The 12,331-nt window shown below is 35.4% G+C and carries 11 protein-coding genes; 1 reads left to right on the forward strand and 10 read right to left on the reverse strand.

The features are described 5' to 3' along the window. Nucleotides 1–42 precede the first annotated feature (42 nt). The 5 genes from F0365_RS12220 to F0365_RS12240 form a co-directional block, all read right to left on the reverse strand. Nucleotides 43–1,878: an ABC transporter ATP-binding protein gene (locus tag F0365_RS12220; RefSeq protein ID WP_169933949.1), complete on the reverse strand. Its 1,836-nt coding sequence runs from the start codon at nt 1,876–1,878 to the stop codon at nt 43–45. A 476-nt stretch (nt 1,879–2,354) separates the two neighbouring features. After that, entirely contained in the window at nt 2,355–3,254 is a 900-nt protein-coding gene (locus F0365_RS12225; protein WP_206071279.1) for an aldo/keto reductase family oxidoreductase, read from the reverse strand. 20 nt (nt 3,255–3,274) lie between these two features. Further along, complete coding sequence (locus F0365_RS12230) at nt 3,275–3,763, reverse strand: TlpA family protein disulfide reductase (RefSeq protein ID WP_169933951.1); 489 nt, start codon at nt 3,761–3,763, stop codon at nt 3,275–3,277. 371 nt (nt 3,764–4,134) lie between these two features. Then, nucleotides 4,135–4,854 (reverse strand): 3-ketoacyl-ACP reductase, encoded by a 720-nt coding sequence (locus F0365_RS12235; protein ID WP_169933952.1) that lies wholly within the window; start codon nt 4,852–4,854, stop codon nt 4,135–4,137. 361 nt (nt 4,855–5,215) lie between these two features. Beyond that, nucleotides 5,216–5,437 carry a hypothetical protein gene (locus F0365_RS12240; protein WP_206071280.1) on the reverse strand — a complete coding sequence of 74 codons (222 nt, stop codon included), beginning with the start codon at nt 5,435–5,437 and terminating at the stop codon, nt 5,216–5,218. A gap of 87 nt (nt 5,438–5,524) precedes the next feature. Here F0365_RS12240 and F0365_RS12245 point away from each other — a divergent pair, with 87 nt between their 5' ends. Then, entirely contained in the window at nt 5,525–6,427 is a 903-nt protein-coding gene (locus F0365_RS12245; RefSeq protein WP_169931964.1) for an IS1595 family transposase, read from the forward strand. Nucleotide 6,428: 1 nt separating this feature from the next. Here the strand turns inward: F0365_RS12245 and F0365_RS12250 are convergent, their stop codons facing one another. The 5 genes from F0365_RS12250 to F0365_RS16670 all read right to left on the reverse strand — a co-directional run bounded on the left by F0365_RS12250 (nt 6,429) and on the right by F0365_RS16670 (nt 11,657). Then, a complete protein-coding gene (locus F0365_RS12250; RefSeq protein ID WP_169933954.1) occupies nt 6,429–7,655 on the reverse strand; it encodes a hypothetical protein in 1,227 nt (408 codons plus the stop codon). Nucleotides 7,656–7,856: 201 nt separating this feature from the next. Next, nucleotides 7,857–8,225 carry a DUF4348 domain-containing protein gene (locus F0365_RS12255; protein ID WP_169933955.1) on the reverse strand — a complete coding sequence of 123 codons (369 nt, stop codon included), beginning with the start codon at nt 8,223–8,225 and terminating at the stop codon, nt 7,857–7,859. 348 nt (nt 8,226–8,573) lie between these two features. Continuing rightward, nucleotides 8,574–9,389 carry a CHRD domain-containing protein gene (locus F0365_RS12260; protein ID WP_169933956.1) on the reverse strand — a complete coding sequence of 272 codons (816 nt, stop codon included), beginning with the start codon at nt 9,387–9,389 and terminating at the stop codon, nt 8,574–8,576. Between the two features lie 310 nt (nt 9,390–9,699). Continuing rightward, a complete protein-coding gene (locus F0365_RS12265) occupies nt 9,700–10,110 on the reverse strand; it encodes a DUF6122 family protein (protein WP_240961640.1) in 411 nt (136 codons plus the stop codon). Between the two features lie 314 nt (nt 10,111–10,424). Further along, nucleotides 10,425–11,657, reverse strand: a complete 1,233-nt coding sequence (locus F0365_RS16670) for a hypothetical protein (RefSeq protein WP_262889007.1) — start codon at nt 11,655–11,657, stop codon at nt 10,425–10,427. Between the last annotated feature and the right edge of the window lie 674 nt (nt 11,658–12,331).

The raw sequence follows: 12,331 nt of genomic DNA on the forward strand, positions 1-12,331 counted from the left end.
TTACTAATATATACAAATACTAGTTTTAAAAAGATAAATCGATTATTGATAACCAGCAGCTTGTAAATTAAACAATTGCTCATACAACTGTGGAGCAGCCATAAGTTCTTCATGGGTACCTATTTCGGCGACTTGACCATCTTCGAGTACTAGTATACGATCAGCCATACGTACGGTGGAGAATCGGTGTGAGATGATGATGCTGGTTTTTCCTTTAGTAAGACCAATAAAACGTTCAAAAACATCGTATTCGGCTTGTGCGTCTAATGCGCTGGTAGGCTCATCGAGCACAATAACATCAGCATCTTTCATGTAAGCGCGAGCCAGTGCTACTTTTTGCCATTGTCCACCGCTCAATTCTTGACCTTTTGCAAAGCGTCTTCCTAACTGTTGATCGATACCACCCTTCATAACGGCAATAACTTGATCTGCTAGGCTGCGTTGGGCAGCATCATTGATCATAGTATCATTAGAAAGTTCTTCTATATTCCCTACGGCTATATTTTCACGCAAGCTAAATTCATACTTAAAAAAGTCTTGGAAAATAACACCAAAACGCTTTCTGTATTCTTGTTTGTCAAACTGCGCAATGTTGATGCCGTCGAGTAATATCTCTCCTTGGGTAGGTTCATAAAAGCGCAAGATCAATTTGATCAAGGTTGTTTTTCCTGCACCATTCTGACCTACAAAGGCTATTTTTTCTCCAGCTTTGATTTTAAAACTCACTCCTTTCAGCACATCTGTATCGCTACCGGCATAACCAAAATGTACATTTTTAATCTCAAAACCTTCTTGAATACTGTCAGGAAGTGGAGTGGTGGATGACGCTTCATCTGTAACCTGTATATCTAAAAAGTCAAAGTAATCCCTTAAATACAGCGAGCTCTCAGAAATAGCAGTGAATCTGGAAAAGAAGCCTTGAAGGTTATTTCGCAAACGGTTAAATGACCCAGATAAGAAGGTCAATTCTCCTATGGAAAGAATTCCTGTAATTACTTTAAAAATAATAAAGATGTAAGCCCCATAATAAGAGAGAATTCCTAAAATATTAAACAAGGAACCGTACAAGCTTTGCTTTAAAGAGAGCTTTTTATTGATTTCATAATAATCGCCAGACAGTTTTTTAAATCGCGAGGCGATATAGTCGGTCAGTCCAAAAAGCTTGACTTCTTTTGCCGTTTGATTATTAGCGCCTATAAAACGTAAATAATCCAGTTCACGACGCTCTGCTGTCCAGCTGCGAGCTACAGAGTACCTGTGGGAGCTGAATTTGGCTTCATTAATAAACGACGGGATAATACTTAACACTAGAAGAATGATCAATAAGGGTTCAAAATAAATCAAACCTGCGATCAAGGAGCCTATGGAAATAATGCTTTGAATTTGGCTTAAAGAAGCGCTCATCAATCCTACGCGACCGCTGGTTTGCTGCCTGGCTCGTTCTAGTTTGTCATAAAAATCAGGATCTTCTAATTGTTCTAAGCTCAGTTCGTTTGTTTTCCTAATGATTCTTTCAGAAGAGGCGTTGGAATACAAATCACCTATCAATCCATCGGTAAGGTTGATCAATCGGTTTAACAAATCGGCTACGACGGCAACACTTAATTCGATCGCAACATAAGTCCAGAGTTGGTTCAGGTCTTTTTCATCGAGAGAGATTTGTAAAATAACTTCATCAATAATTAATTTCCCTACCCATAACAATATGACTGGACTCAGTGCAGTAAGCATTCTTGCGATAAAGTTGGTCACAAAAAGCTTTGGGCTTACTCTCCAAATTTCTTTAAAGAATCTCGGTAAGGTTTTTAAGGCGCTAAAGGAGAATGTTTTACTTTTTTTACTTTGCTCTTTTATTGATGCCGGTACATTTCTTGCCACATTTTTAATTTAGAAGACAAAGGTACGATACAGAGAATTGTTTTATGGTGTTTTCGCTTTCCTTGCGCATCACTTTGATGCTCCAATAAATGCAGCAGAGGAAAACTCCCTAAGAGCAAGGGCGGCATAAACTTCTTTTTTTTAAAAAGAAAAAGAAAGCAGTATATATTGATAAAAATAAAAACCTTTAATCGATATGCTGTGTTCTATGGATTGTTTGGGATTAAGATCTGTCAGGTTGCCCTTTTAGCTTAGATAATTTTTTTAAGGTGAAACCTCACAGGTTAGTAGATGGTTAGTTTTGTTTAATTAATAAGTTAATATTTAACTACTTACGGATTTGATAAGATGGCAAAAAGGTTTGGACGTATCCCCTGCTGAATTTAGTTCCTTGTTCCACAAAACCTAAAATCATTCCATTAAAAACCACCAATCGTTAGTTGATTTTCTACCTGCCACATACCAAAGACTGCTTCCTAAGGCAAATCCTTACCCATCGAGGCCACATAAATATGAAACCATTGCTCTAGTGACATCTTGATATTTAAGGAATCTACAGCAGTTTTGATGCGCTCGATTTTACCAGTTCCTAAAACGGGAATAATACCCGATGGATGCATCAATAGCCACTGATAAATCACTTTATCTAATTGTGATTCACCTGTTTCTTGCGCTACTTTTTTAACCGCTTCTAGCACTCTGGTTCCTTTATCTGTTTTGGGTTGTAACAACTCACCTCCAGCAAGAGGCGACCAGGCCATAGGGCGTATTTTTTTAGAGATCAGGTAATCTAGGTTTTGGTTTTCAAAATGCTCTAAAGAATAAGCAGAGATTTCGATTTGGTTGGTGACCAATGGCTTTTCCACATAGGCTTGCAACGATTCCAATTGCAATGGAAGAAAATTAGAAACCCCAAAATGAAGCACTTTACCGCTGGATTGGAGTTGGTCAAAAGCGGAAGCTACTTCCTCTGGATTAAAAAACGGGGAAGGGCGATGTAATAATAGTATATCTAAGCGATCGGTTTGCAGGTTTTTAAGCGATTGTTCTACCTGAGAAATGATGTAGGAGGCGCTGTAATCATAATATTTTATTTGGCGCTCTGGAAATTTGTCAGTGGTGAGTTTGATTCCACATTTAGTAACCAGCTGCATTTGGTCGCGCAATGCGCTTTCATTTTTTATCACTTTTCCAAAAGCCGCTTCACATTCATGGTTCCCATAAATATCGGCATGATCAAAGGTGGTCACGCCACTTTCTATAGACTGCTTGATAAAAGACAACAATTCTTGATCGGTTTTATTCCAGTCCAGCAAGCGCCACATTCCTAAAACCAGTCTTGATATTTCTAAATTTGCGGCAAGCTTTGTATTCATATCCATAGAGGACAAAGTTACTATTGATTTTTAATTAAATTATCAATAGTTTCTTCCGTTAATTCAAAGCCTTTTTGTTGAGGCCATCCTTCCCAAACCACAATGCCGTCTGGATTAATGATCACACAATGTGGTATGCCTTGCACTTCATAAATTTGGTTCAATCGCCTTTGAGTGTCTATGGCGCTGTAGTATTCCATTTCAGGACTTTTCATCCTTTTTACCGTTCCTTTCGCTTCAGCGCTAATACCAATAACAACTAGGGAATCTTTATACTTATTGTGAAAAATATTCAATTCAGGAATTGCCTTTTTACAAGGACCACACCAGGTTGCCCAGAAATCGATTAAAACAAATTTTCCTTTTGTCTCTGGTTTTTCAGTTAACCACTCTTCAACGACCAATTCAGGTGCTTTTTGATTGATAAATGATTTAGCCCATATTTTTTTCTCTTGGGAATAAGAACTAGCGGCAGAAAGTATAATTAATAGGATTATAATTTTTTTCATAGTTGGAAGGTTATTGGTAACCGTATTCTTTTTAAAGATAAATGACATTATGGAAGCTTTTAATTTACAGCAGCTATTCCATAGGAGCAAACTCATCCACCTAAAATAGAAAATTTTAAAAGATTCAAGTGAATTAGCGGAAAGAATTTCCAATTGGTTGGTGCAATATGTAGCTTACTAACTTTTCCACCAGCCTTATTTTACACTTGCTTTATGGGTGCTATCTTAGTAAGTGCCGTTGGGCACAGGTATGTTTTAGATCTTCAGTTTTTTAGAAGTTGTTTTCTAGTTCCTATAAAATAGATCGAGTGTTACCTATTAAATAGTTGGGATAAAATTTAAATTCCAACATATCAGTTTATATTTTTCGCTTAAGGATTTGTAGACCATAAAGAAGCGCTTTTAAGCATCGCTCTCTTAGGCAATTTCAATCCGGCAACAATCAACTCGGCAAAATCTTCTGCTTGTAATACACTGTCCTCAGAATCTTTATCTGCTATCCCTAAATCTACTGCCATATCTGTTGCGATGGTGCTTGGTGTTAGTGTGCAAACTCTGATATTGTTTTTACGCACTTCTTTCATCAAGGATTCTGACATCCCGATCACTGCAAATTTGGAAGCCGAATAAGCCGAAGTACTTGCAATACCGCTCAAGCCTGCGGTAGAAGAAACGTTGATGATGTCACCTTTGTTTTGATCGATCAAATAGGGAAGGACTTCTTTAGTGACATAATACATTCCCATAAGGTTGGTTTGTATGATCTGACTCCACTGATTTACATCCATATCGTTGAGCGTGCCAAAAGCCGCAATACCCGCATTGTTGACAAGAATATCCACCGCACCTAAGTGCGCGACTAAAGTTTTGATGTGGCTTTGTACCTCTTTATAATTACTTATGTCAAATGCTGCATAAGTGGCTTGGACACCTAGCTGTTCTAATTCGCTAACCGTTGCTTTTAACGCTTTTTCATCTCTACCAGTAATGGCGACGTTTATTCCTTCTTTTGCAAATGCTATTGCTGTAGCTTTCCCCAAGCCACGGTTACCGCCTGTTATGATCGCGTTTTTACCTTTTAAATCTTGCATGTATGTTGTTTTAAAATTGAAATGAATACCATAAAAGCTATGGATTATAGGAAGGGGTAACACTAACAAAAGCTTCTTATATAAAATAACTTAAAGCAGTAAAATTAGAGTTTTTAAATGGTTCTTCTAGACGATTAGGTCTTAATCCTTTGTGAATAAAGTACTGTTTTTGTAAATAAAGAAACAGGTGGCACTTGGTTTTTATAACTAGAGTACAAGCCTTAGTTGTTGAGTTCCGCTTTCGCGAAAGCGGAACCTATTCAAGATTTTTAGGGATTTAGCTTTTCAGACATTCTTAAAACATCCGTAAACAACAAAGCCTCGCTCTTAGAGCGAAGCTTTGTTTGATATAGGGTATTTCTTATTTATTTGAATCGTAATCTTGAAGCGTTTGCTCCATAGGTTCTAATTTAGAAGGACCTATAGGGAAGCGCACATCGACATGTTTTGAAGATAGGCTTCCATCTGCATGGAGAGCATCGGCCCTGTTAGCGACTAAATTCCATGAAAAACTCACATTGGACTTCCCGTTTTGCAATTCTTTCACCTTAAAACCATCTTTAGTTTTTTCAGTTACATACACCCCTTTACAATCTCCTTCTAGTTGTATAAAAACTTTTTGAGTTAGTCATATAGTTTCCGTATCTTGTTATCATTAATAACACGGGTTATGGAAGTATTTAAAGGTCAAAATATACTGAGTTTTGTGAAAGAACTGCCAGATGATGATACTTGTAAAGCATATTTAGCAAAAATAAAATGGCAGGATGGTTTTACATGTACAAAATGTGGTCACACTAAGGGCTGTGAAAAATCTGGTTATAGATATCACTGTTACAGTTGCAATCACGTTGAAAGCGCCACTGCAAACACCTTGTTTCATAAGGTTAAATTTGGTTTGCAAAAGGCATTCTGCGTTGTGTTTGAAATGAGTACTAGTACCAAGAGTGTTTCCAGTGTTCAAATGGGAAAGCGATTTGATATCCGTCAAGGTACCGCTTGGTATTTCATGCAGAAAGTTAGAAAGTCAATGAAAAGCAGTCAAAAATATCCTCTAACCGAAATAGTTCATGTAGATGAATTTACCGTAGGGGGAAAAGAACAAGGCAAGCAAGGTAGAAGTTACGATTCAAAAAAGAAAAAAGCAGTGATAGCGGTAGAACTGAGCGCCGAACATAAAATCAAAAGAGTTTATGTGAAGTCTATAGATGATTACTCAGCTAAATCACTAACTCCAATATTTGAAGAACATATAGATCCCTCTGCAAAAATAGTTACCGATAAATGGAGAGGTTATGCTCCACTTAAAAAGAATTATGATATAGAGCAGAAACTAAGTAATAACGGAAGTAATTTTAAAGAACTACATGTTGTAATTATGCAGTTAAAATCTTGGTTGAGAGCAATACCTACACATGTTAGTAAATGGCATGTGCAAAGCTACTTTGACGAATTCTGTTTTAGAATTAATCGATCTCAATCCAAACAGAGCATATTCCATAAAACAATAGAAAGAATGGTAATAGCTAAACCAATTTATCATAAAGATATAAAACAGATGCTAAGTGTGTAACTCAAAAAACTTTTATAGGATGCTCTTCGTCTACATAAATGTTTCTAGATAAAACTGGATCCACTTTGATATAAGCCTCACCATTTACCAGCTGTCCTGTTCCAAAATCTTCAAATAAAATTTCTGGAGTCTCTGTAGCAAATAGTATTCTATTATTATCCTCTACATCTTTAACCATAGTGGATACAGAACCACTTCCCAATATTTTGTAGGAAGTGCCGCCAGTACTAGCGCCCACGAATGCAAAACTTGGAGTTGCATTTGCACCGTTACCGTTACTGATATTGGCATCAAAATAACCTCCGTAAGTTATATCTGATGAAGGCATAGAACCTACAGTACGCGCGAAATCCTTACCTGCGATTCTTGCAAATGGGCCAGTTGAAGTATTAATATTATCATCTTGATCGTATTCAAAAGATCCAGCATAATAATCTACAGTACTTTTACCAACGCCTCTTGCATGTAATCCTGTTGTTCCTTGTGCTGACACACCAACTGATTCCCCACGTAATTCGGTAAAAGCTGTTCTACCTGCAACCCCTAGAACACCAGTTACAGTACTCGTACTATTTGCTGCCAAATTTGTACTGATACCAATGACACCTCTACCACCATTTGCGTCAAAATTTCCTCCGTCCAACACATAAGTCGTTCCAGAGATATTAGTAGCTCTTATGGTTACAGGAGAACTTTGACCAGCCGCATAAAGGCCTATTTGTGTTCCAGTAGGGTAGACGCTCGTCAACGTGTTAGTTAACGTGGTATTATTATTACCAATAATTAAAGAACCGTCATTTTTAATGGTTGCTCTTCTAAGGTCATTGGTCTTAAATTGGATATCCAGATTATCTGATGTACCAAGGTAATTTGTGCCAGGAGTGGTGCCAGCATTTCCTGACAGCGACCAAAATTTAGTATTCTCAGTTGCTGGTTCAAGAGAAATCCACAAACTTCCATTCCAATAATAAAAACCTGGATTTACTGTGTTGACTCCTGTTCCAGCAGTTGCCGTATTATATACCATAACACCAGTTGCAATTGGGGATGGGGCAATAGGAGCTTCTAGGTTTTTTGCTTGTAAAGGCACTCTAGGGATTAACAATCCTTTGGAATCGCTTTCTATTTGTAAAGCAACACCATTTTGAAAGGTAGCAGTTCCTATACCAACTTGACTAAAAGCCATAGCATTGATTATGAAAATCAGTAATAGAATTATTTTTTTCATTTTTAAACTTTGTCCAACTTACGTATTATTAAGCCTCTTGGTTTTTAATAGTGTGGACATTATTTAAACTTTAACTAATAACGTTAAACAAGTGCAAAAGAATTAGATTTAATAATGGGTGACTATTCATCTTGTTTTAAATAGATAGTCGCCTTAAACTACATTCAGTAGAAGAGCCGTGGTCATTAAGTTTTATGCTTCTCAGGTGGATACATCTACTCTTTTTATAAAGCGCCAGTATCCATCAATTCTTTTAAAAAACGATTGTACATTGATGCCGTTTTCTACACCTGACCATACAAAAACACGTTCATCCGTATCTTGTAACTGCATTTTATAGTTGTCATAGATCTTAGGAATGGATGTTTGGTCCAAATAGTAGAAATCATGATGCCATTGGTCTTTTGTAATGTATGTGGTGTCCCTTTCATTACTGGGATATCCATCTTTAAAAGAGACGGATCGAAGTGGAAATTTTATTCTGGATAGTTGAAAATCTGGATTTATCATAAATTGGTAAAAGAAGTCGTCAAAATCTTCTTGTTCTACCTCCATCTCAAGGCTGGTCAAAATGCTGTCTTTTAGAGGAGGTGGAAGGCTTTTAGTTTTTTCAGTAATATCTTCAACAAATAAGTGGGTGCTACAGGACCAGTATCCGACTCCAAATCCAATTAGTAGTGTTCCTATCAGAAGGAGTTTTTTTTCATAAGCTTGAGTTTAATGCTATAAAATCTATTTTTTTGTTTCCAAACCAAATATAGCACTTAGCCTCAAAATCAAACAGCAGGAGTTTTTTATGAGTAGGTATAAAAAGAAACCCTCCAAGAGAGTATTCTCTGGAGGGTTTGCTGTTTTTTTAAATAAGCAAGCCCAACATATTTGTTGGGTTTGCTCGTATAAATAGTTGGAAATAAAAGTTTAGTTGATACCTATATCTCCCTGAGCTACTATAGTGCCTAGGTCCATACTACTTAAATGCACATTGATATAAGCGTCTACAACTAATACATCATTGTAATTAAATGGACTGTTGTCATTTAATGCAGCAACATTTGTACTACTGATACCTGTATCACCGTTCACTGGGTTAAAGGTAAATAAGATTCCACCCGGTGCATTAGCAACGCTTCCTGCGTGTATGTGAGCAGGGTGTGAACCTCCTGCAGGTGTGTTAGCAATATTTAATACAGCAAGAGCTTCTCCATTAGAACGTTGACTAAAAGTAGCAGTTCCACTTATAGTAGGATCAGCAACGTCATTTAATACGAATAATATGGACGCTCCAGTTAGTTCATTTTGTCCTATATCTCCTTGTGCCACTAGAGTACCTAAATCGCCAGAGCTTAAATGAACATTGATATAACCATCAAAGAAAAGCATATCGTTGAATGAGACACTAGTATTGTCATTTAATTCTGAAAACGTAGTCGTACTAAATCCAGTATCACCATTTACAGTACCTAAAGTAACAGCGATTCCACCACTTTCTACAGCAGTATTAAAATGGATGTGCGCAGGATGCATACCGCCTGCTGGAGTTCCATCTAATTGTAACTCTACTGTAGTAGAATTGTCCTTATTTTGAATAAATGTAGCGGTTCCAGATATAGAAGGATCAGCAACAGATCTTAATTCATATATTTTTCTCTGTCCACTAAAAAAGTCATCATCGCTACAAGATACCAACAGTGTTAAACCCATAAATAGGAATAACAATTTTTTTAAATTTTTCATATTTTTTTAATTTATTTTGTTCAACGAATTTAAAAAAATATTAAACAAAATATATTTTTCTATAACTAAAACTATGTTAATTCCATTTATGGTACTCCTAAACTAATTGTGGGATATCTGTTTTTAAGATAAAGTATGTTGGTTTAATTACTACAAAAGAGAGAGCTGACTGAAATCATAAATCGAATAAGGAAATTCAATTTAATTACATAGTGTCTGGTATAAGTTTTGGTCATTGCTATAACTCTTTTCAAGCCGAATAATATAAAATGCCATGGGAACTTTTAAGCTCATAATAAAAATCAAAGCCCTACCAGCGGGAAATCAACTCTAATACATCTAGGGCAGGAGAAGCAGCCAGACAGTCTTTGCAGTTTTGGTAAGTTAACAAACAGTCCATTAAATCTGTAAACATATGGAAAAGGAGTCCAATTCCTAGAATGCGAAAGGGCTTGCGTAGAAACAACAGACCCACATAAAAAACCATGGCATAGTAAGAATGTAATGGGTGAAAATTAATACTGCAACGGTCCGCATCAAAAATAGGAGAGGCGAGAAGATGGTCTAGATCTACCAGCATTGTAAGAAGTAAAATTAGATAAGCTTTCTTCCATTCTTTATTAAAAAACATCCAAGCGATGCCCAATGGGAAAACTAGGTGTAAAAAATAATGGAGAAGTGTTTGCATACAGTTGTTAGGACCAGTTTTTATATTGAGCAAAATTACTGTTATTCTCTTTGAATAGCGGCTTTGTCATTCAAGCTAATGTAAACTTATTTTTACTTAGCCATTTATAATCCACTATAACATGAGTGTGGATTATTCGGATTTATCTTTGACACCATTATCCCACTTGACGCTGAATCTCTATTCAGTTGTTTATCAAAACTTTTTTAAGAATAAACATCTATTTTTTAGCCATACCTTTTTTAAAGGGGGCAGCTTTTTAATTAATTACTAATGGAAGCCTTGTAACTAACATTATGTTATGAACGCTTTTGCGAAAGCGTATTTTTAAATTTGTATTAATCTTACTATTCAATGAGCGTTTTTATTGCTTTATAAATACGATCCCTTTTAGATTTGTTTTTTACTTGTATTTCAAAATCATAAGTATAATGACTTTCTTCTTTTCCAGCAAAACCAGCAACGATATAGAAGTTATCATCATCACTTTCTAAGAAAATCGTATCATCTTCTATATATAAATCGTCAACTTTATCTAATGGAACTGTAGCCTTAATGCTAGCTGTACCATTATTAACTCCATTTTCAATGTAATCGTATATCTTGGCAGTCATGTTTATTTTATACCGTCCAGTACTCGTTTCATTTAAATATATGCTGCTGGTAGAAGTGCCTGGAATGACCATGTAGTTGGTAAGTGAATTGAAGGTTGATGCAGCAGTTTTTGTTGATGTTGTGTTATCAACTTCAATTACTTCAACAATTTCTTCATCTTCGTAGATTTCTAAGTTTGAAATCACTGTTTCTTCGATTTCGAGTTCATCTTCAACAACCTCAATAATGTCAGGGGCTGGTGGTGGAGGAGGTGGAGGAGGTGCTATTTCCATTCCTTCATCTAGAATAATTCTTAAATTATTTTTCCCACCTACTTCATCAAATGCTTTAGTAAGCTGGAGTAATGTGTTTTTTAATCGATTAGGATTGGCATCTAAGCCGTAAGCAATGGAAAAAATTAATTTATCGGGTGAATCGCTTAATGTTCCAATTTTCCCGTAGTTTTTGATATTCCTTGCCGTAATACTTTTAAGACTATCCAATGGATCATATAGATTATCAAAATAGGTGTACACTTTATCCTCATAAACCTGAATCACATTTTTAAGTTTGATTACAGGAGCTTTTGCTTTTTCATCACACCTGGATATGAAATAAATTTTTCTTATTTCTTCATCACCTCCCAAGGTTATTTTGGGAATTCTGTCTGTACAACCTATTTGATGTACTCGATCTAACAACTCTTCATAGGTTTTATAGTCATCGAGATTAAGATCAACACTTATGCTGTCTCTTTCATTAAATAACAGCCCATAGTGTTTGATCTCTTTCTCTATTACATTTGTATTCCCGGTAGTTTTTTGATCGAAATCACCGGCGTTTGGATTATTTTGTTTGCAACTAAACGCAGCAAATAAAACTAAAAAGATTAAAATAATCTTGAGAGTAAATTTCATAATTGATTTTGTTTTAATAAAAAGAAGGGAAATGAAAAGTGCATAATTTTGGTAACTATACATTTTCATGCTTCTAATTTTAAAGATATAGTTTTAATATGATCTTCAAAATACCTCATATAGGGTATATTTTGCTGATCAAAAAAAATGTGTTTTTTAGAATTACAATATCTTAATTATAGCAAACTAAATATTATAATAAATGAAACAAGCAATCATACTAACATGTCTATTAGTTTCTCAACCTTTATAGGGACAAGAAATTATTCCTAGATACGATGAGGTTGAAAACCCACTTATATATGATGGGTGTCAAAATATAGATGAAAATTTTACTGCTAATAAATGCTTTAAGAAATCTATAGATAAACATATTTTTGAGAATTTTGACAGTTCTATTCTTAAGTAATTAAATTTATCCACAGGCAAAATAAGAATCAAGTTTCAATTCGGATTAGAAGAAGATGGTTATTTCAATTTTGTTTACCGGCGTGTTAGGGATAGAAGTCATACTTATCCGATTTTAAATAAAGAACTAATTAGAATATCTAATTCAATTCCAAAAATCCATAAGAACGCTACCGAGAACTATGGTGCTTTTTTGAAAGTTTCTTTTTCCATTTGGTTATATAGTCAAACATATAACTTCATGCTTCTCGAGAACATTCCCTATAGAGCATTTTTTTTATTAATAAATTAAAGGACTGAAAATCAATTATTTATTAAATAGTAGACATCCTCAC

This window comes from Nonlabens sp. Ci31, from assembly GCF_012974865.1.
In the GTDB taxonomy this organism is placed as follows: domain Bacteria; phylum Bacteroidota; class Bacteroidia; order Flavobacteriales; family Flavobacteriaceae; genus Nonlabens.